22 protein-coding genes, 1 tRNA gene and 1 riboswitch are annotated in these 17,930 nt (G+C 71.0%); of the genes, 15 read left to right on the top strand and 8 right to left on the bottom strand.

The genetic code is table 11. The features are described from left to right. Positions 1–98: 98 nt before the first annotated feature. From ACWDX7_RS02870 to rdgB, 3 genes are read left to right on the top strand one after another with little or no spacing between them, the layout of a single operon-like run. Complete coding sequence (locus tag ACWDX7_RS02870; protein ID WP_451488562.1) at positions 99–485, top strand: hypothetical protein; 387 nt, start codon at positions 99–101, stop codon at positions 483–485. A gap of 5 nt (positions 486–490) precedes the next feature. Beyond that, on the top strand, positions 491–679 hold the full coding sequence (locus tag ACWDX7_RS02875; RefSeq protein WP_451488561.1) for a hypothetical protein: 189 nt from the start codon (positions 491–493) through the stop codon (positions 677–679). A gap of 8 nt (positions 680–687) precedes the next feature. Continuing rightward, positions 688–1,296, top strand: a complete 609-nt coding sequence (gene rdgB, locus ACWDX7_RS02880; protein ID WP_451488560.1) for an RdgB/HAM1 family non-canonical purine NTP pyrophosphatase — start codon at positions 688–690, stop codon at positions 1,294–1,296. Positions 1,297–1,361: 65 nt separating this feature from the next. Here rdgB and ACWDX7_RS02885 read toward each other — a convergent pair. The 4 genes from ACWDX7_RS02885 to bcp all read right to left on the bottom strand — a co-directional run bounded on the left by ACWDX7_RS02885 (position 1,362) and on the right by bcp (position 2,934). Continuing rightward, positions 1,362–1,444, bottom strand: a tRNA-Leu gene (locus ACWDX7_RS02885). Between the two features lie 174 nt (positions 1,445–1,618). Next, on the bottom strand, positions 1,619–2,134 hold the full coding sequence (locus ACWDX7_RS02890; RefSeq protein ID WP_451488559.1) for an HNH endonuclease: 516 nt from the start codon (positions 2,132–2,134) through the stop codon (positions 1,619–1,621). After that, positions 2,131–2,322, bottom strand: a complete 192-nt coding sequence (locus tag ACWDX7_RS02895; protein WP_451488558.1) for a hypothetical protein — start codon at positions 2,320–2,322, stop codon at positions 2,131–2,133. Before ACWDX7_RS02895 ends, ACWDX7_RS02890 begins: the two co-directional genes overlap by 4 nt. Positions 2,323–2,466: 144 nt before the next feature. Continuing rightward, entirely contained in the window at positions 2,467–2,934 is a 468-nt protein-coding gene (gene bcp / locus ACWDX7_RS02900; protein WP_451488557.1) for a thioredoxin-dependent thiol peroxidase, read from the bottom strand. A 109-nt stretch (positions 2,935–3,043) separates the two neighbouring features. On the opposite strand from bcp, the gene ACWDX7_RS02905 reads away from it, so the two are divergent. The 3 genes from ACWDX7_RS02905 to ACWDX7_RS02915 all read left to right on the top strand — a co-directional run bounded on the left by ACWDX7_RS02905 (position 3,044) and on the right by ACWDX7_RS02915 (position 4,239). After that, positions 3,044–3,361, top strand: a complete 318-nt coding sequence (locus tag ACWDX7_RS02905) for a DUF3618 domain-containing protein (protein ID WP_451488654.1) — start codon at positions 3,044–3,046, stop codon at positions 3,359–3,361. Positions 3,362–3,407: 46 nt separating this feature from the next. Beyond that, complete coding sequence (locus ACWDX7_RS02910; protein ID WP_451488556.1) at positions 3,408–3,752, top strand: GroES family chaperonin; 345 nt, start codon at positions 3,408–3,410, stop codon at positions 3,750–3,752. Positions 3,753–3,814: 62 nt separating this feature from the next. Beyond that, positions 3,815–3,888, top strand: a riboswitch (guanidine-III (ykkC-III) riboswitch). Between the two features lie 30 nt (positions 3,889–3,918). Continuing rightward, positions 3,919–4,239: a DMT family transporter gene (locus ACWDX7_RS02915; protein ID WP_451488555.1), complete on the top strand. Its 321-nt coding sequence runs from the start codon at positions 3,919–3,921 to the stop codon at positions 4,237–4,239. On the opposite strand, the gene ACWDX7_RS02920 is transcribed toward ACWDX7_RS02915, so the two are convergent. Beyond that, the gene (locus tag ACWDX7_RS02920; protein ID WP_451488554.1) at positions 4,184–6,724 is read right to left on the bottom strand and encodes a transglycosylase domain-containing protein; all 2,541 of its coding nucleotides are present in this window, start codon (positions 6,722–6,724) and stop codon (positions 4,184–4,186) included. The genes ACWDX7_RS02915 and ACWDX7_RS02920 overlap by 56 nt on opposite strands. Before the next feature lie 220 nt (positions 6,725–6,944). Between ACWDX7_RS02920 and ACWDX7_RS02925 the strand changes: the two genes are divergently transcribed. The 5 genes from ACWDX7_RS02925 to ACWDX7_RS02945 all read left to right on the top strand — a co-directional run bounded on the left by ACWDX7_RS02925 (position 6,945) and on the right by ACWDX7_RS02945 (position 12,259). Beyond that, the gene (locus tag ACWDX7_RS02925) at positions 6,945–7,748 is read left to right on the top strand and encodes an ABC transporter permease (RefSeq protein WP_451488553.1); all 804 of its coding nucleotides are present in this window, start codon (positions 6,945–6,947) and stop codon (positions 7,746–7,748) included. Further along, a complete protein-coding gene (locus tag ACWDX7_RS02930) occupies positions 7,741–8,655 on the top strand; it encodes an ABC transporter permease (RefSeq protein ID WP_451488552.1) in 915 nt (304 codons plus the stop codon). Before ACWDX7_RS02925 ends, ACWDX7_RS02930 begins: the two co-directional genes overlap by 8 nt. A gap of 3 nt (positions 8,656–8,658) precedes the next feature. Beyond that, positions 8,659–9,627, top strand: coding sequence for an ABC transporter ATP-binding protein (locus ACWDX7_RS02935; RefSeq protein WP_451488551.1), 969 nt, complete (start codon positions 8,659–8,661; stop codon positions 9,625–9,627). A 154-nt stretch (positions 9,628–9,781) separates the two neighbouring features. Beyond that, positions 9,782–10,432: a DUF1707 SHOCT-like domain-containing protein gene (locus ACWDX7_RS02940; protein WP_451488550.1), complete on the top strand. Its 651-nt coding sequence runs from the start codon at positions 9,782–9,784 to the stop codon at positions 10,430–10,432. A 612-nt stretch (positions 10,433–11,044) separates the two neighbouring features. Beyond that, entirely contained in the window at positions 11,045–12,259 is a 1,215-nt protein-coding gene (locus ACWDX7_RS02945; protein WP_451488653.1) for a DUF445 domain-containing protein, read from the top strand. Positions 12,260–12,300: 41 nt separating this feature from the next. On the opposite strand, the gene ACWDX7_RS02950 is transcribed toward ACWDX7_RS02945, so the two are convergent. Both ACWDX7_RS02950 and ACWDX7_RS02955 read right to left on the bottom strand, forming a co-directional pair. After that, complete coding sequence (locus tag ACWDX7_RS02950) at positions 12,301–12,600, bottom strand: hypothetical protein (RefSeq protein WP_451488549.1); 300 nt, start codon at positions 12,598–12,600, stop codon at positions 12,301–12,303. Between the two features lie 45 nt (positions 12,601–12,645). Then, positions 12,646–12,822, bottom strand: a complete 177-nt coding sequence (locus ACWDX7_RS02955) for a hypothetical protein (protein WP_451488548.1) — start codon at positions 12,820–12,822, stop codon at positions 12,646–12,648. 165 nt (positions 12,823–12,987) lie between these two features. Between ACWDX7_RS02955 and ACWDX7_RS02960 the strand changes: the two genes are divergently transcribed. The 3 genes from ACWDX7_RS02960 (at position 12,988) to ACWDX7_RS02970 (ending at position 15,810) form a co-directional block, all read left to right on the top strand. Continuing rightward, a complete protein-coding gene (locus ACWDX7_RS02960; protein WP_451488547.1) occupies positions 12,988–13,524 on the top strand; it encodes a GNAT family N-acetyltransferase in 537 nt (178 codons plus the stop codon). Positions 13,525–13,654: 130 nt separating this feature from the next. Beyond that, positions 13,655–14,776, top strand: a complete 1,122-nt coding sequence (locus ACWDX7_RS02965; RefSeq protein ID WP_451488546.1) for a hypothetical protein — start codon at positions 13,655–13,657, stop codon at positions 14,774–14,776. 50 nt (positions 14,777–14,826) lie between these two features. Next, positions 14,827–15,810, top strand: coding sequence for a YDG/SRA domain-containing protein (locus tag ACWDX7_RS02970; protein WP_451488545.1), 984 nt, complete (start codon positions 14,827–14,829; stop codon positions 15,808–15,810). Positions 15,811–15,846: 36 nt separating this feature from the next. On the opposite strand, the gene ACWDX7_RS02975 is transcribed toward ACWDX7_RS02970, so the two are convergent. Next, positions 15,847–16,854, bottom strand: coding sequence for an SEC-C metal-binding domain-containing protein (locus ACWDX7_RS02975; protein WP_451488544.1), 1,008 nt, complete (start codon positions 16,852–16,854; stop codon positions 15,847–15,849). A 56-nt stretch (positions 16,855–16,910) separates the two neighbouring features. On the opposite strand from ACWDX7_RS02975, the gene ACWDX7_RS02980 reads away from it, so the two are divergent. Continuing rightward, on the top strand, positions 16,911–17,750 hold the full coding sequence (locus ACWDX7_RS02980) for a class E sortase (protein ID WP_451488543.1): 840 nt from the start codon (positions 16,911–16,913) through the stop codon (positions 17,748–17,750). Positions 17,751–17,930 lie beyond the last annotated feature (180 nt).

Below are 17,930 nucleotides of genomic sequence, written 5' to 3' on the forward strand. Positions count from 1 at the left end.
GGCAACCGCCGGACCCGTCCCGGCGTCATGGAAGATGCGGGCGCACGGTGTCATCACCGTGCGCCCGTCCACGCATCCGAATCTTGGGGGACCCGAAAATGAAGCAGAAGCACCGCATCGCCGCCGTGGTGGCGGCCGCCGCGCTCTCCGTCTCCGCCCTGACGGCGTGTGACGCGATCTCCACGGCGATGGACTGCGCGAACACCGCCGTCGCCATCACGGACGGCGCCAACGACCTCCAGCAGGCGGTCTCCCAGGCGGGCAACAGCCCGCAGGACGCCCAGAACGCGCTCAACCAGATCGAGACGAACCTCAAGAAGATCGGCGACCAGACGGGCAACGCCGACCTCGGCAAGGCCATCGACTCGATGAACACGGCCGTCCAGAACGTCCGCACCGCCATCGAGAACGGCAACCCCACCCCCGACATCAAGCCGGTCGCGGACGCGGCGAGCGAGATCTCCAAGGTCTGCACCCCGGGCTGAGCGGGTTGAGCGGACTGAGCGGGATGGCCGAGCGGGCCGGGCTGGCCGAGCGGGCCGGGCGGGCCGAGCGGGCCGGGCTGGTCGCGCGGACCGAGCTGGCCGGACTGGTCGCGCGGACCGAGCTGGCCGGACTGGTCGCGCGGGCCGGGCGGGCCGGGTGCACGGGGCCGGACGGGAGGCGGGGGCCGGAATAATGGCCACCATGAGCAGCAGCCGCCTGATCCTCGCCACCCGCAACGCGGGCAAAGTCTCCGAACTCCGCGCCATCCTGTCCGACGCCGGCCTGCCGCACGAGCTGGTCGGCGCGGACGCGTACCCGGACATCCCGGACGTCAAGGAAACCGGCGTCACCTTCGCCGAGAACGCCCTCCTCAAGGCCCACGCCCTGGCCCAGGCCACGGGCCTGCCCGCCGTGGCCGACGACTCCGGACTCTGCGTGGACATCCTGGGCGGCGCCCCCGGCATCTTCTCCGCCCGCTGGGCGGGCCGCCACGGCGACGACGAGGCCAACCTGCGCCTCCTGCTGGCCCAGCTCGCCGACATCGCCCCGGAACACCGCGGCGCCCACTTCTTCTGCGCGGCGGCCCTGGCCCTCCCGGACGGCACCTCCCGCGTGGTCGAGGGCCGCCTCCTGGGCACCCTGCGCCCCACCCCGTCGGGCACCGGCGGCTTCGGCTACGACCCGATCCTCCAGCCCCTCGGCGAAAGCCGCTCCTGCGCGGAACTCTCCGCCGCGGAGAAGAACGCCATCTCCCACCGCGGCCAGGCCTTCCGCGCCCTGGTCCCGGTGATCCGGGACCTCCTGGGCTGACGCCTGCCGTTCACGCCGAAGGCCCGGTGCGCACCTGCGCGCGCACCGGGCCTTCAACGTAGAAGTGCGGTTGGGGGGATTCGAACCCCCACGGGTTTTACCCCACTGGGACCTAAACCCAGCGTGACTGCCATTCCACCACAACCGCGACATGTCGCCCGATTCGGACATTGGACCCGTCCGGGCTCCGCTCAGTCTACGGGTTGCTCGATGGGCGGGGCAGATTTTGGACGACGGTCGCGGCACCACGTATCCATGATGCTGTGGCAGTTGGGGCACAGCAATCGCAGGTTCTCGCGGCGGTTGTCGCTCCAGTCGCCGTTCACGTGGTCGACCTCAGCGTCATGGGCAGTCCGCGCCACTCGGGAGGGATTCCGCACCGATCGCACCGATCGGGCACGCCGACCTCGCGCAGCGCGCGGAGCAGGGCCTTGGTTCCGGTACGCCGCTTGCCTTCGTGGCGGACGAGGATCTCGGCAGCCGTAGGGGCGAGGGGCCCCGGTTTGCCGCGCTGGTGTGCCTGCCCGAGGAAGTGCGAAGTGTCCAGTCCTGATGCGCGGATCCACCCCTGCAGGGATTCCCTCCAGCGGGGGCCGGGCGGTCGCCCGAGACGCCGGAGCGTTTCCGCCAACGACCGTGATGAGGGGACCGCTTCCCGCAAGGAGGCCACGTCCGGTTTCTCGTGCCGCGTGTACGGCCGTCGCCTGAAGTGCGCGACGTCGATGCCGTAAGCGGAGAAGCGGCGCATGAGGTAGTGCCCCAGTCCGGCGTGCGGGTCGATGCCGTAGCGGGCGACGACCTCCTCGATGGTCCCGCACCGGGCGGCCGCCTCGGTCAAGACCTCCCGTTCACTCCCTCCCGCTGAAAATGCGACGTGTCCACATCCAGCCGCTTCATGCGATCGGAGAGGTACCGCCGCGATCCCCCCTTCGGGTCCACCCCCAGCTTCACCAAGGCCTCGGACAGCGTCCGTGCATCGCGCACCGCCTCCGTGAGGCGCTCCTTCGTGTACGGGCTGATCGGCATGGGCCCCCTCCGTGTATCGGCCGCGCGTTAGTCGCTCGTACGGAGTAACGGTCCGGCATTCGGGCAGTTACGGGGCCTTTCGTGCAGTAAAAGGAGTGCCCGCACCGTTGCGGTGCGGGCTGTTTCCCTCGGCAGCGGGCAGGGTCAGATGCCCAGGTCCTTGATGATCTTGGCTACGTGGCCCGTCGCCTTCACGTTGTAGAAGGCGTGCTCGACCTTGCCCTCCCCGTCAACGACCACCGTCGAGCGGATGACGCCCGTCACGGTCTTGCCGTACAGCTTCTTCTCGCCGTACGCGCCGTACGCCTCCAGGGTCTTCTTCTCGGGGTCGCTGACCAGGGTGACCTTCAGGTCTTCCCGGTCGCGGAACTTCGCCAGCTTCTCCGGCTTGTCGGGGGAGACGCCGATGACGTCGTAGCCCGCCGACGCCAGGAGGGCCAGATTGTCCGTGAAGTCGCAGGCCTGCTTGGTGCAGCCCGGCGTCAGGGCGGAGGGGTAGAAGTAGACGATCACCTTGCGGCCGGTGTGGTCGGCGAGCGAGACCTCGTTGCCGTCCGCGTCGGGCAGGGTGAAGGCGGGGGCGGTGTCGCCCGGCTGGAGTCGCTCGCTCATCTGACAGTCTCCTCGGCAGGGGATCGGTATGGCATGAGCCTAAGCTGACTCAGCTGACAGACTGTCCATGACGGATCACGATCACGACCACGACGACGGAGGCAGCGCGGTGCCGGAAGCCAGGACCCCCGCACAGATCGAGGCGGACATCGTCCGCCGCCGCGAGCAGCTCGCCGAGACGCTCGACGAGATCGGTGTGCGCATGCACCCGAAGACGATCATCGGGGACGCCAAGGCGAGGGTGGCCTCGACGGTCGACCACACCGCCGGGCGTGCCTTCGTCGCGGTGAACCGTCTGGTGACGGATGCGCAGGCCGGCCTGCGCCACGAGGACGGGTCTTTGCGCATCGAGCGGATCGTGCCCGTCGCGCTGGTCGCGGCGGGTGTGGTGGGGCTGCTCGTGGTGTCGGCGCGCCGTAAGCGCTGATGACCCTCCGGAGTACGGCCCGGGTGCGGGCAGGTAGGTTCGGGTCGTGAGCGACAACACCACCACCCACGACAAGATGCCCATCCGCATGCTGCACGACCGCGTGCTCGTGAAGTCCGATCTGCCCGAGGGCGAGCGCCGCTCGGGCGGCGGCATCCTGATCCCGGCGACGGCCGCGGTGGGCAAGCGGCTGGCCTGGGCCGAGGTGGTCGCGGTCGGGCAGAACGTCCGGAGCGTAGAGCCCGGTGACCGGGTGCTGTACGACCCCGAGGACCGGGCCGAGGTCGAGGTGCGGGGTGCGACGTACGTGCTGATGCGCGAGCGGGACCTGCACGCCGTGGCGGCGGAGCGGCTGGAGGGGTCGAAGGACTCCACGGGGCTCTACCTCTGAGGGCGGGGTCTGTGCCCGCGCGGTGGTGAGGAGGGCTGGTGGCCGAGGTCACCAGCCCTCCTCGCTGCCCTTTGCTACGGTGGACGGGTACCCCGACGAGACGCGCCGTACCGGGTTGAGGACAAGACGACGCACCCCTTATCGCTCTCGTCCGGAGGTGCCTGTCATGGCTTGGGTTCTGCTGCTTGTCGCCGGTCTGCTCGAAGTGGGCTGGTCGATCGGCATGAAATTCACCGAGGGCTTCACGCGGCTCTGGCCCAGCGTGTTCACGGGCGCCGGGATCGTCGCGAGCATGGTGCTGCTGTCCTACGCCGCGAAGTCGCTGCCGATCGGTACGGCGTACGGGGTGTGGGTGGGCATCGGCGCGGCCGGGGCGGCGGTGCTGGGTATGGCGGTGCTGGGTGAGCCCGTGACCGCCGCCCGGATCTTCTTCATCTGTCTGCTGCTGGTCGCCGTGGTGGGGTTGAAGGTGACCTCCGGTCACTGAGCGCCGCTGACGTCCCGGGCCGGCGGTTGGCGGCCGGTGGCCGGCTATTCGAGGAACGCGGACGGCGGGCGCTGGCCTTCGCAACGCCGCCGTCCGTGCCCTGGGTGCCCTGAGTCCCTTGGTTGCCCGCCGTGGTGCCGCCCTCGTCGCCCTGGGTGGCGCCGCCCTGGGTCTGCCCGCCGTTCGTCTGCCCTCCTTGGGTCTGCCCGCCCTGCGTCTGGCCGCCGTTCGTCTGCCCGCCCTGCGTCTGGCCCTCCGTCGGAGGGTTCGGCGGGCTCGGCGGGTTGGGCCGCGTCGGCGGGTTCGGCCGTCCCGGGTTCGTCGGCGGGCGGTCGCCTCCGGGTGGCTCCTGTTCGGGGTCGGACGGTACGGGCGGCGGGTTCGGGGGCGGGGCCGCGCCGGGCTGGAGTTCCAGTTCGAAGTCGACGGGGTCGGTGCCCTCCAGGGCCGTCTTCGTGTAGGCGGCCCAGATGCGGGCCGGGTAGCCGCCCCCGCCGATGCGGGTTTCGCCGAGGGCGTTGTACAGCGACTGGAGGCGGCCGGTGTCCGGGTCCTGGCCCATCATCGCGACCACCGTGACCAGGGTGGGGGTGTATGCGGCGAACCAGGCCGAGCGGTCGAGTTCGCCGGTGCCGGTCTTGCCGGCCGCCGGGTGGCCGGCGGCGAGGGCCGCCGTACCGGTGCCGTTGTCGACGACGCTGACCAGCATGGAGGTGGTGGTGTCGGCGGCTTCGCGGCTGACGGCCTGGGTCGGGCCCCGCTCGGGCAGGCCGATGGTGTCGCCGTCCTTGGTGATCTCCTCGATGAAGGTGTACGGGGTGTGGCGGCCGTGGTCCGCGAGGGTCGCGTACGCCTGCGTCATGTCGAGGACGCTGGCCTGCAGGGTGCCCAGGGCCATGGCGGGCCCGGCGTCGAAATTCGGAGTGTTCTCCGGGATGCCGAGGGCGACGGCGGTCCGCTTGACCTCGTCGGTGCCGACGTCGACGGCCATCTGTGCGAAGACGGCGTTGACGGAGAGGTCGGTGGCGGTGTTGACGGTGATGTTCCCGTACGACATCTGCCCCTGGTTCTCGGGGGCGTAGGGGACCCGGGTGCCGATGACGCGGCGTCTGTTGTCGCCGTTGTAGAGCGTGTACGGGGTGATCCGGCGGCCGTCCTGGGTGCGTGCGCCGTTCTCGACGGCGGCCGCGAAGACGAACGGCTTGAAGGTGGAGGCGACCTGGTAGTCGTGGCGGGTGGCGTTGTTGACGTACTGCTGGGTGTAGTCGATGCCGCCGTACAGGGCGACGACCTTGCCGGTGGCGGGGTCGAGGGAGGCCCCGCCGGCCCGTACGAACCGGTCGGCCGGGCGCTTCGCGGGGTTCAGCTTGGAGACCATCTGTGCCTGGACGGCCTCCACGAGGGCGTTCTGGCGGCGCCTGTCGATGGTGGTGGTGATGCGGTAGCCGCCCTCGGCGAGGGTTTTGTCGTCGAGGATCCCGCGTTCGGTGATGTAGTCCTTGACCGCCTCCACGAGGTAGCCGCGCTGCCCGGACAGTCCGGCGGCCGGGCGGACCTGGCCGGGCTCGGGGAACCGGGTGGCGGCGCGTTCGGCGGCCGGCATCCAGCGCTTCTTGACCATGCCGTCGAGGACGTAGTTCCAGCGGGCGAGGGCGCGGGGCCGGGCGCGGGGGTGGGAGACGACGTCGAAGGCGCTGGGGGAGTTGAGGAGGGTGGCGAGGTAGGCGCCTTCGGCGGTGGTGAGCGTGCCGACGTCCTTGCCGTAGTAGGCCTGGGAGGCGGCCTGGACGCCGTAGGCGTTGCGGCCGAAGTAGCTGGTGTTGAGGTACCCCTCCAGGATGTAGTCCTTCGACTTCTCCCGACCGAGTTTGATCGCGATGAAGAATTCCTTGACCTTGCGTTTGATCGTCTGTTCCTGGCCCAGGTAGTAGTTCTTGACGTACTGCTGGGTGATGGTGGAACCGGACTGGGTGCCCTTGCCCGTCGCGGTGTTCCAGGCGGCGCGGACCATCGCCTTGGGGTCCACCGCCCGTTCGGAGTAGAAGTCGCGGTCCTCGGCCGCCAGTACGGCTTCCTGGACGGTGCGCGGGATCTGCGAGAGCGGGACGTTCACGCGGTTGACCTCGCCGTCGCGGGCGAGGGGGGAACCGTCGGAGTAGAGGTAGAGGTTGGACTGGGCGGTGGCGGCGGCGTTGGCCGGCGGGATGTCGACCAGCAGGTAGCCGGCGACGAGGGCGCCGCCGAGCAGCAGGGCGAGGAAGAGGACGCCGCCCAGGACCATGCGCCAGGTGGGGAGGAGGCGGCGCCAGCCGGTCCGCGCGCGGCCGGCCCTCTTCCCCGGCTTCCCGGCCCTGTCCACCTTCCCGCTCCTGCCGGCTTTCCCGGGCCTGCCGCCGGGCCCTACCGGCCCCTGCTGCGGCGGCGGTTCGCGCGGGGTGTCCGGGTCGCGAGGGATCCAGCCGGGTGGTGGTGACTGGTCGCTCATCTCCGGGACTCCTCGGCGCCGTGCGGAATATCCACTTCTGTACCCCATGGTGTCTACCGGAGAGCCGGTGATTCCACTCCGGACGGGCGTAAATCGGTCGCGTGGATCGCCCCTCCGCACTAAGCTCGCGCGCTTTGGCCGACGTAGGGACGACGTGGGAACGACATCGGGACGACGTGGGAAACGGAGGGATACGGTGCGTCAGGGAGCGGGTGGGACGGTGCGTCTCTACCTGGAGGTCGCGGCCGGCGGATTCCGGCGGTACGCCACCTACGGGACGGCGACGGCGGCCGGGGTGTTCACCAACACCGTGTTCGGTTTCATCGTCGCGTACACGTACATAGCCCTGTGGGACGAGCGGCCCGGGCTCGGCGGCTACGACCAGGCGCAGGCGCTGACCTTCGTATGGGTGAGCCAGTCGGTGCTCGCCGCCAACGCGCTCATCGGCGGCGGTTTCCAGGAGGAGATCCAGGAGCGGATCCGTACGGGCGACATCGCCGTCGACCTGTACCGGCCGGCCGACCTCCAGATGTGGTGGCTGGCGGCGGACATGGGCCGCGCCGGCTTCCAGCTGCTGGGGCGCGGGCTGGTTCCGATGGCGGCGGGGGCGCTGGCCTTCCAGCTCGCGCTGCCCACACAGGCGCTGCGCTGGCTGCTGTTCCTGGTCTCGCTGACGCTCGGGCTGGTGGTGGGTTTCGCGGTGCGCTACCTGCTCGGGCTGGCGGCCTTCTGGCTGATGGACGGGGCCGGGATCAACCTGATGGCCACCGTCGTCGGCATCTTCTTCTCCGGGATGCTGCTGCCGCTGACGGTGTTCCCGGGCGCCTTCGGGGAGTTCGTCCGGGTCCTGCCGTGGGCGGCGATGCTCCAGGTGCCGGTGGACGTGCTGCTGGGCAGGCATCCGGGGGCCGGGGGCGTGGCCGGGGCGCTGGGGTTCCAGGCCGCGTGGGCGGCCGTACTGCTGGGAGCGGGGCGGCTGCTGCAGTCGGCCGCGACGCGCAAGGTGGTGGTCCAGGGTGGCTGAGCTGGTGCTGGAACGGGACCCGGTGGCCTTGGACGTACCGCGGCGCAACCGCGCCGTGGAGGGGCTGCGGGGCTACGGGCTGATCGTGGCGATGTGGATCCGGTCGACGATGACGTACCGGACGTCGTTCTTCCTGTCCACCTTCGGGAACGCGGCGATCACGCTCCTCGACTTCGTCGCGATCTTCATCATGTTCTCGCACGTGGACGTCCTCGGCGGTTTCACGCTGCCCGAGATCGCGCTGCTGTACGGGTCCTGCTCGGCCTCCCTCGGCCTGGCGGACATGCTGCTGGGGAACACGGACCGGATCGGCGCCCGGATCCGCGACGGGTCGCTCGACACCATGCTGGTGCGGCCGGTCCCGCTGCTCGCGCAGGTCGCGGCGGACCGCTTCGCCCTGCGCCGGCTCGGGCGGGTCGCGCAGGGGCTGGCGGTGCTCGGCTGGGCGATGTGGGAGCTGGGTCCGGGGGGCGCGGGGGCGGCGGGCGCTCCGGGTGCTCCGGGTGCTCTGGTGGTGGACTGGACGGTCGGGAAGCTGCTGCTGGTGCCCGTGATGGTGGCGGCCGGCGCGGCGATCTTCGCGGCGGTGATGGTGGCCGGCGCCGCGTTCCAGTTCCTCGCGGGGGACGCGGCGGAGGTGCAGAACTCCTTCACGTACGGAGGCTGCACAATGCTCCAGTACCCGCCGACCGTGTTCGCGAAGGACCTGCTGCGCGGAGTGACCTTCATCGTCCCGCTGGGCTTCGTCAACTGGCTGCCAGCCCTGCACATCCTGGGGCGGCCCGACCCGCTGGGGCTGCCGGGGTGGGTGGCGTACATCAGCCCGCTGGTGGCCTTCGCGCTGTTCCTGCCCGCGTCGCTGGTGTGGCGCGCGGGAGTCCGTTCGTACCGAAGCACGGGGAGCTGAAGGATGGCAGAAGCACTGATCACCCTGGACGGGGTCGAGAAGGTCTTCGACGTACGGCGCCGAGTGAGCCTGATGCGCCGCGAGAAGCGCCAGGTCAGGGCCGTGGACGGGATCAGTTTCGAGGTCGCGCGGGGCGAGGTGGTCGGCTACATCGGGCCCAACGGCGCGGGGAAGTCCACGACGATCAAGATGCTGACGGGCATCCTGACGCCGAGCGGCGGCCGCTTGCGCGTAGCGGGCATCGACCCGGCACGGGAGCGGCTGCGGCTGGCCCACCGGATCGGGGTGGTGTTCGGGCAGCGCACGACGCTGTGGTGGGACCTGCCGCTGAAGGACTCGTACGGGCTGATGCGGCGGATGTACCGGATCCCGGCGGCGCGGTTCAAGGAGAACCTGGAGCGCTGCGTGGACCGGCTGGACCTGGCGGAGCTGCTCGACGTACCGGTGCGGCAGCTGTCGCTGGGGCAGCGGATGCGCGGGGACATCGCGGCGGCGCTGCTGCACGATCCGGACGTGCTGTACCTGGACGAGCCGACGATCGGGCTGGACGTGGTGAGCAAGGCGAAGGTACGGGGCTTCCTGCGGCAGCTGAACGAGGAGCTCGGTACGACGGTGCTGCTGACGACGCACGATCTCCAGGACATCGAGCAGCTGTGCGAGCGGGTGATGGTGATCGACCACGGGCGGCTGATGTATGACGGGGCGCTGGCCGGGCTGCACTCGGCGGGGTCGGTGGGGCAGAGCGAGCGGACGCTGGTGGTCGACCTGGAGCGGGAGCTCGCGCCGATCAGTGTGGCGGGGGCGCGGGTGGTGAAGGTGGACGGGCCGCGGCAGTGGCTGGCGTTCCCGGCGGGGGCTTCGGCGGCGCCGCTGGTGGCGGCGGTGGCGGCGGAGTATCCGCTGGTGGACCTGTCGGTGCGGGAGCCGGACATCGAGGACGTGATCGCGCGGATGTATGCGGGGCGGGGGTGAGGGATGTCGATGAGTGAGCGCCCGGCCCGGGCCGGGCGCTCCGGGCCGGGGCTTCCGGGCCGGGCGCGCCCTGGGTTGTGTCAGGGATAAATCCGGGGAGCGCGTCAGGGCCAAGCCGTATTACTCCCGCGCCGCTCTGCATAGGCTGGTGTTCATGACTGACGAGCGGCCGGAGAAGCCGTTGCCGGAGTTGAGGGCGTCGGATGCCGACCGGGAACGGGTGGTGGAGCGTCTGCGGGACGCCGTCGCCGAGGGTCGGCTCGACATGGACGAGTTCCAGGAGCGGCTGGAGGCGGCGTACAAGTCCCGTACGTACGCGGAGCTGGAACCGCTCACGAGGGACCTGCCGGCGGCCTCCGCTCCCATGCCGGCGGCTGCCGGGCCGGGTGCGGGGTCGGCGTGGCCGGCGCGGATCGGCGGCGCGGCGCCCTCGAAGACGGCTGTCGCCGTCATGTCGGGGTTCCAGCGCAAGGGGCGGTGGACGGTACCGGCCCGTTTCGACGCGGTGGCGTTCTGGGGCGGCGGGGAGCTCGACCTGCGCGATGCGGACTTCGCCCAGCGGGAGGTCGTGATCAACTGCGTCGCGATCATGGGCGGCATCGAGATCACGGTGCCGCCGGGGGTGGAGGTCGACGTACGGGGCTTCGGCTTCATGGGCGCCTTCGACCAGCGCGACAGCACGGGGCCGCGCCAGCCGGGCGCGCCGCGGGTGGTCGTGACGGGCTTCGCCTTCTGGGGAGGCGTCGAAGTCAAGGTCAAGCCCCCGCACCTCCCGGACGCCGGCCCCCGGCGCAAGGAGCTGTAGCGCCCGGGGTGCCCGGCCGGGCCACCGGTTCTCCGGGTTGACCGACGGCTGCTCCCGATGGGGCGCGGGGCGCGGGGCCCTGGGGCGCGGGGCCCGGGACTCAGGGTCTGCGGCCTGGGGTCTCGGGGGCCCTTGCTCTGCGCGCGAGCGAAGCCGAGCCGGGGCCCGGGGTGTCCCGGGCGGAGGGCCGGGGCCCCGGCCGTCCCGGCGGAGGGCCGGGCCCCGGTCGTCCCGGCGGAGGGACGGGCCCCGGCGTCCCGGCGCAGGCGGAGGCCCGGGCGCGGGTTGTACGGCGCGGGCTCGGGGTAGGCGGGCGGAGCCCGCGCCTCACCGACCCCGGGCAGGCCGGACCGCACCCCCTCGCGGGAGCGAAATGGCGTGGCGGGAACTCTTCACACCGCCCGGGAGTCGGATGCTATGCAGACAAAACCGGCGCCAGGGGGAAGGCAGGAGCACGTGGACAACCGCATCGCAGCCGGAGGAGCCGCCCCGCCGGCGCCCCCACCGCCGTCACCGGCACGCTCTTCGCCGCCCGCACCCCCGGTGCCGCCCGCCCGGGGCGCCTTCGTGTTCAGCGTCGCCGACGAGGAGCGCCGGCGCGGCGTACGCCGTATGAAGACGACCGCGACGAGCCTGCTGGTGCTGGTCGCGCTGGTCTACGTACTGGCCGAGTACGCGCAGCACGCCTGGGGCGCCGGCGCCTGGGCCGGGTACGTGGCGGCCGCCGCCGAGGCCGGGATGGTGGGCGCGCTCGCGGACTGGTTCGCCGTCACCGCGCTCTTCCGGCGGCCGCTCGGTCTGCCCATCCCGCACACCGCGATCATCCCGACCAAGAAGGACCAGCTCGGCGTCTCCCTCGGGGAGTTCGTCGGTGAGAACTTCCTCTCCTCCGACGTGGTCAAGGCCCGGCTGCACGCGCTCGGCATCGGCGGCCGGCTCGGGTCCTGGCTGGCCGAGCCGGCGCACGCCGACCGGGTCACGGCGGAGCTGGCCGCCGCGCTGCGCGGAGCCCTGACCGTACTGCGTGATTCCGATGTGCAGGCCGTCGTAGGGGAGGCCATCACCCGGCGCGCCGAGACGGCCGAGATCGCGCCGGCCATGGGCAAGACGCTGGAGAAGGTCGTCGCGGACGGCGGGCATCACCGGGCCGTCGACCTCCTGTGCACGCGGGCGCACCACTGGCTGGTCACGCACGGGGACTCGGTGATGGACGCGGTCCAGGGCGGGGCGCCCGGCTGGACCCCGCGGTTCGTGGACCGCAAGATTGGCGACCGCGTGTACAAGGAGCTGCTCCGCTTCGTCACGGAGATGCGGGACATGCCGGAGCACCCGGCGCGCGGGGCGGTGGACCGATTCCTGACGGACTTCGCGGCCGACCTCCAGTCGGATACGGACACCCGCGCGCGCGTGGAGCGGCTCAAGTCCGAGATCCTGGCGCGTGACGAGGTCCAGGACGTGATCGCCTCCGCCTGGGCCGCCATCCGCTCGATGATCATCTCGGCGGCGGAGGACGAGCAGAGCGAACTGCGCCTGCGCGTCCGTGCCTCGCTCCTCGCGCTGGGCGCGCGGCTGGCCACCGACGGCCGCTTGCAGCGGAAGGTGGAGGGCTGGACCGAGGGCGCGGTGGTGTATGTGGTCACCACCTACCGGACGGAGATCACCTCGCTGATCACCGAGACCGTGGCGGGCTGGGACGCCGAGCACACCTCCCGGAAGATCGAGGCCCACATCGGCCGCGACCTGCAGTTCATCCGGATCAACGGCACGGTGGTGGGCGCCCTGGCCGGCCTGCTGATCTACACGGTGTCCCGGGGCTTCGGCGCGTAGCCGCCCCTGGGCTGTTCGGGCCCCTTCGGGCTTCCGCCCGGTCAGCCGCGGTCGGCGACAGCCCAGGAGACGGCGGCAACGACCGCGGCGGACCCGAATACGGCCGGCCAGGCTCCGACTCTCTTGGCCAGCGGGTGCGCGCCGGCGAACCCGGCGAGGTACAGCGTCCCGAGCCCGGCCGCCGCGGGGGTGCCGCACCGGCGGTGCCATTGCCGCCCGGCCGCGAGACCCGCGGCGCCGAGTACGACCCCGCCCAGCGGCCGCTTCCCGGTCCACCGGGCGAGGGCGTACCCGCCGATCAGACCGGTCGCCGCGAGGGCGGAACTGGGTACGCGTGCCATGTCGAACTCCCTGGATCGTCTGGGCCGATGAGCCGTGCCACGAGGCTAACGCGACCGCCCGGCCACCCGGTGGGCACCCACGGCCCCGAGGACGAGCACGGCGCCGCCGATCACGGCATCGGGCACGGCGTCCTGCACGGCGCGGGGCAGGAGCGCCACCACGCCCAGGACCAGAAGAAAGGCGACCGCGCAGGTGCCCGCGGCCCGAAGGAGTCTGTCCACGCCTGCTCAACGCGGGCGCGGGGCTTCCCGACACGCGGGGCGGGGAGGGGATTTGTCGCATACTCGCCGGAACCGTGCGATGGGTGTGCCGGGAACGCGGAGCCCATAAATTCGCTCTCAACCCAAAAGGGAGAATCCACACCCAGCATCAGGAGCCAGGACATCGTGATCTGTTACGGACAGGCCGTCCTCGACCTTGCGGACGAACTGGTCGACGCCTACGCCGACGTCTTCTCCGGTCCGCCATGGAACGAGGGTGAAGAAACCATTCGCCAGTTCGCGAGCCGTCTGCAGGCCGACGCCCGGCGCCGCGGATTCCGTACCGCCTTCGCCCAGTCGGCAACCGGCATCGACGGTTTCGCCACGGGCTGGGTCACGCCGGCCACCTTCCCCAGGAACCGTGCGTACGCCCAGGTCGCGGCGCAGCTCGGTCCCGGCCGGGTGAAGGAGCTCCTGACCGGCGCCCTGGAGATAGACGAGCTGGCCGTACGCTCGTACGCGCGCGGCCGCGGCACCGCCCGGGACCTGCTCACCGAGATCACCGCAGACGCCCCCGACCGGCGCGCCTGGCTGCTGACCTCCCGCCATGCCACCGGGACGGTGGCCACGTACCGCCGCCTGGGCTGGCACGAGGTCACCGCCCGGCCCGGCACCGAGACGGGCGTGATCGTCTTCCTGTCCCCGGACCACCCGAACCGCTAGGACCGGGTTTGCCCGTACCGTCCCTGCTGGCCTGCTGCTGGCCTGCGGGGACGCGCGCGCTGCGCCGTCCGGCAGCTGCGGTGTGACTCGCCCGGGGGTAGGCCGCCCCGAGGACGGGCATACCCGCAGCATGATCACGACCAAGCAGACGACATCGGCAACGGCAGCGACAACGGGAACGGAGGCAGGAGCACGAGCAGGAGCAGAAGCAGGAACGGAAGCGGCAACGGCAGCGTCAGGGGCATCGACCGCGACCCCAACCCCAACCCCGACCCCGGCCGCGAAGGTCGCTCGCAGGCAACTCAACCTCGCCACGCGCCACCAGCTCACCACGGCCGGCGTCCCCGGCGGCACGATCACCTCCCGCAGCCGGCCCGGCGGCCCCTGGCAGCGGTTACTGCCCCGTGTCTACCTCCTGCAAACCGGACCTCCCGACCCTCGGCAACTGGCACTCTCCGCCGTCCTGTACGCCGCCGAGCCCACCGCCGACCCCCTGTCCGGCGCGACGGCAGCCCTCACCGGCGCCGCCGCTCTCGCCCTCCTCGGCATCCGTGACGCCGCCCCGACACCAACCGACGTCCTGATCCGCGCTCCGTGCAGGCTCGCCGGCACCGCCGCGGTCCGTCCGCTCCCGACTTCGCGCTGGCCGCGGACCATCACCGTCTGCGGCGTCCCGAGCACCCGCCCCGTCCGGGCGGCCGCGGACTTCGCCTCCCGCGCGGGGCACCCGGACCGGATCCGCTCGGTCCTCGCCTCCGTCGTCCAGGCCGGCTGGTGCCATCCGCAGGACCTGCACGCCGAACTCGGTGCCTCCCGCCTCCTCAGCCGTCCCGCGGTTCGCGCCGCCGCCGGGGAACTGGTCGCGGGAGTCCGCTCGATCGCCGAAGCACGGGCCCGCGACACCCTGGCGGCGACGGACCTGCCGGCCCCCCTGTGGAACGTCCGCCTCTACACCCCGGCCGGCACCTTCTTGGCCAGCCCCGACGCCTACTGGCCCGACGAGGGCGTCGCCCTGGAAGTCGACTCGGCGGAGTACCACTACACCCGCGACGCCTGGCACGCCACCCTCCGCCGCCGGCTGCGCCTGGAGGCCCACGGCATCCTGGTGGTCAGCGCCACCCCGTCGATGATCCGCGACACCCCCACCGAGGTCATCTCAGCCCTCCGCACCCTCCTCACCCTGACCAACTCCCGCCCCACCCCACCCACGGCCCTGGCCCGCGGCCACCAACAGCTCCTGCTTCCGCTGTAGTTGGTGCCAAAAAATGACCAACCCTGATCGGAAATAGCTATGCTGATGAGATGACGGCTGAGCGAGTTGTTGGGCATATTGACGGAGTCGAGATTGGTTCTGTGCTTCCAGGGCGCAGGGAAGTCTTCGATGCGCGGCTCCATGGCAATCTGCAGCGGGGAATATCCAGGCTCAGGGATTCCGATGGTGCCTTCGTGTCCGATGCGATCGTCCTCAACGGCGGATATCTCGATGATGACGATTCATGGCACCAGATTCTTTACACGGGTGCTTCCCCCGGCGTAGATCGGGATCCGCAGACGAAGCGCCTTAAGGCGAATCAGCGCTGGGACTATGATGACAATGCTGCACTGAAGCTCAGCTATGATCGCGGGCATCCCGTTCGGATTCTCCGTGGGTACAAGGGGGATGATCGTTATTCGCCTAGTGAGGGCTATCGATACGACGGCCTCTACCGCATCACTGAGGCGCGGACAGCCATTTCCGGCACGCCGGGCCCCGCGGGTCAGCCCATCGAGATATGCCAGTTCATTCTTGAACGTTGTCCGCAGCCGGAGCAGGAACTCACCACCGTCGAAAGTGCCGCGGTAGAAATATTCGGCTTCAGTGACGAGGAGAAGTTCCCGCAGACGCGGACGGCGCAGGTCCAGCGCATGATCCGCGATACGGCGGCTGCTCGCCGCATAAAGGATCTGTACGGCGGGCAGTGCCAGACCTGCGGAATCCAACTGGTCGGTGCCAACTCCAGGCCTTACAGCCAGGGTGCCCACCTCAAGCCGCTGGCTGAGCCTCACAAAGGGCCGGATGTTGAGCGCAACATTTTGTGCCTCTGCCCCAACTGTCATGTCCGATTGGATATAGGGGCCATCTCCATCGCGGAGGACTGGAGCGTGATCGAGAGAGTTCCTCACGCCGCGTCGCGCACGACCTTGCCCCGGCTCTTGATGAAGAAGAGCCACGGCCTGCACCAGGACTACGCCAAGTATCAGCGTGACTGGTGGGACGATTTTCGGCGAAACCGCACGGGAGATTAGGACCCATCTGACTTCCGCCGCCCCCTCCCCCTCTTACTAGGGAGCCTGGGTGGCCCCGTGGCATTCCGCGTAGGGCTTGCCTGAGGTGCACCAGCAGGGGGAGGTGGGGGAAGGGGGCCAGGGGGTGGCTTTGCCGCGGGCCGCCAGGGTGGTCGCGTATTCCGCCAGGAGGCTGGGGGAGGCCGGGGAGGTCTTTTCGGATGCGGCGAAGGCCTCGTAGGAGGGGACGCTCGCCGTGACGATGCCGAGGTTCGTGGTGCCCGAGGCGGCCAGGGCGCGGAGGGAGGCCTCGACGCGGGACAGGTGGGTCTCGTGGGAGGGGTACTCCGGGCTGAGGGTGGGGTAGCTGGTGAGGAGCTCGGCCAGTTCGCGCTCGGGCCAGTGGAGGATGGCCACCGGGAAGGGGCGCGAGAGAGCGGCTCGGCGGTCGCCCAGTTCGGCGCGGAGGCGGGCGATCTCGGCGCGCAGCTCGTTCGGATCGTCCGAGCCCAGGGCCCAGATGCGCTTCGGGTCGTGGAGCTCGTCGAGGGGGATCGGGCCGATGTGGCGGGTGTCGGCGACCATGTCCCAGTCGTCGTGCGGGCGCCCGAGGAGGCGCCGGACGCGGTGGCGGCCGGTGAGGAGCGCGGTCGTGGCCGGGGTGAGGGGGGCGTCCTCCGCGATGAGGAGGTGCGCGGCCTCGCTGAAGCAGTCGTGCGCGGCTTCCAACTCGTCGTGCGTTTCCAGCGTTTCCGCGATGACCTCCCAGGGCGCCGGGTCCTTGGGGGCCGCGGCGCGGATGCCCGAGATGAGGGCGCGCGCCTCGGGCTCGTGGCCGTACTCCCAGAGGTTGGCCGCCTGGAGCGCCTTGATCAGCTGGGGGTTCGCCGGGGAGCCGGCGAGGAGTTGGTCGTACAGCGCGCTGGCGCGGTCCCGGGCGTCGCCCAGTTCCAGGTGGGCCGCAGCCTGGAGGAGCAAGGGCTCCTGGTCCTCGGGGTAACGGGTCGCCGTGCGGATGAGGCGCTCGGCTTCGGCGATGTGCTCGGCAGGCGTGTCAGGGCGCATGGATCACACCGTACTGCCGCTGGTCAGTTGACGGGGGAGGTCTTAAGGTGCGGCCCGTGCGAGATCACATACCGGTGGTGGTGCAGGGGAACGGCCGGCGGGTACGGCGCGCCGGTCTCGCGGGAGTGCTGTGGGTCTGCGCCGAGGTGATCACCACGGTGGGTGTGGTGGTGGCGTTGCTGGTGGTGCACCAAGTGTGGTGGACCAACCGGCAGGCCGTGGCCGCCGCGCAGGAGGAGGTCCGGGCTCTGGAGGGCGAGTGGGGTTCTGCCCCCGCCGTCGTGCCGTCCGGTGAAGCCGCCTCCGGTACATCGCCCGGCCCTTCAGCCGGCCCTTCCCCGGGCCCTCCTTCCGAGGCTCCTTCCGGTGACGGTGACGGTGCCGGGGGGAGTTCCTCTCCGGCATCCCCGCCAGCCCCGTCCCGGTCTCCGGCCTCCGCCGCCAAGCCGCCGGCGCGGGAGCAGGCGTACGCCGTGCTGCGGATCCCGCGTCTCGGGCTCGCGGTGCCCGTCGCGCAGGGGATCGACAAGCGGACGGTACTGGACAAGGGCTACGCCGGGCAGTACCCCGGGACCGCGCAGCCCGGCGCGCAGGGGAACTTCGCGCTCGCCGGGCACCGGAACACGCACGGGGAGCCGTTCCGGTACATCAACCGGCTACGGGCCGGGGACGAGTTGCTGGTCGACGTACGGGGGCGCAGGTACACCTACGTGGTCGGGGAGGTGCTCGGCGAGACGAGCGAGCGCGATACCGGGGTGATCGCGCCCGTGCCGCGAAGCGTCGTGAAGCCGCAGTACGGGTACAGCGAGCCCGGCGCGTACATCACGCTCACCACCTGCACCCCCGAGTACAGCTCCAAGTACCGGCTGGTGGTGTGGGGGACGCTCAAGTCGTAGGTCTGACATCTGACTTTGGCCAAGGGAACCAGTCCGGTTGTCGGTGGGGCGGGCTAGGATCGATCGCGAGTACCTGATTTCGTACGGGAGTTCGTGCGCGGGAGGAGAGGGGGCGGTCTGCATGGCTCGGCAACGACGTGGCGGTGGTTCGCCGTTCTCGGTTGTCCCCTCGCGGCTGTC

The sequence above is a fragment of the Streptomyces sp. NPDC003034 genome (assembly GCF_053591375.1).

Excerpts from the sequence above, each read along its gene's own strand:
- ACWDX7_RS02870 (WP_451488562.1), top strand. The coding sequence starts at position 99 with ATGAAGCAGAAGCACCGCATCGCCGCCGTGGTGGCGGCCGCCGCGCTC.
- rdgB (WP_451488560.1), top strand. The coding sequence starts at position 688 with ATGAGCAGCAGCCGCCTGATCCTCGCCACCCGCAACGCGGGCAAAGTC.
- ACWDX7_RS02895 (WP_451488558.1), bottom strand. The coding sequence starts at position 2,322 with ATGCCGATCAGCCCGTACACGAAGGAGCGCCTCACGGAGGCGGTGCGC.
- bcp (WP_451488557.1), bottom strand. The coding sequence starts at position 2,934 with ATGAGCGAGCGACTCCAGCCGGGCGACACCGCCCCCGCCTTCACCCTG.
- ACWDX7_RS02915 (WP_451488555.1), top strand. The coding sequence starts at position 3,919 with ATGGCTTGGGTTCTGCTGCTTGTCGCCGGTCTGCTCGAAGTGGGCTGG.
- ACWDX7_RS02920 (WP_451488554.1), bottom strand. The coding sequence starts at position 6,724 with ATGAGCGACCAGTCACCACCACCCGGCTGGATCCCTCGCGACCCGGAC.
- ACWDX7_RS02935 (WP_451488551.1), top strand. The coding sequence starts at position 8,659 with ATGGCAGAAGCACTGATCACCCTGGACGGGGTCGAGAAGGTCTTCGAC.
- ACWDX7_RS02940 (WP_451488550.1), top strand. The coding sequence starts at position 9,782 with ATGACTGACGAGCGGCCGGAGAAGCCGTTGCCGGAGTTGAGGGCGTCG.
- ACWDX7_RS02945 (WP_451488653.1), top strand. The coding sequence starts at position 11,045 with ATGAAGACGACCGCGACGAGCCTGCTGGTGCTGGTCGCGCTGGTCTAC.
- ACWDX7_RS02950 (WP_451488549.1), bottom strand. The coding sequence starts at position 12,600 with ATGGCACGCGTACCCAGTTCCGCCCTCGCGGCGACCGGTCTGATCGGC.
- ACWDX7_RS02965 (WP_451488546.1), top strand. The coding sequence starts at position 13,655 with ATGATCACGACCAAGCAGACGACATCGGCAACGGCAGCGACAACGGGA.
- ACWDX7_RS02970 (WP_451488545.1), top strand. The coding sequence starts at position 14,827 with ATGACGGCTGAGCGAGTTGTTGGGCATATTGACGGAGTCGAGATTGGT.
- ACWDX7_RS02975 (WP_451488544.1), bottom strand. The coding sequence starts at position 16,854 with ATGCGCCCTGACACGCCTGCCGAGCACATCGCCGAAGCCGAGCGCCTC.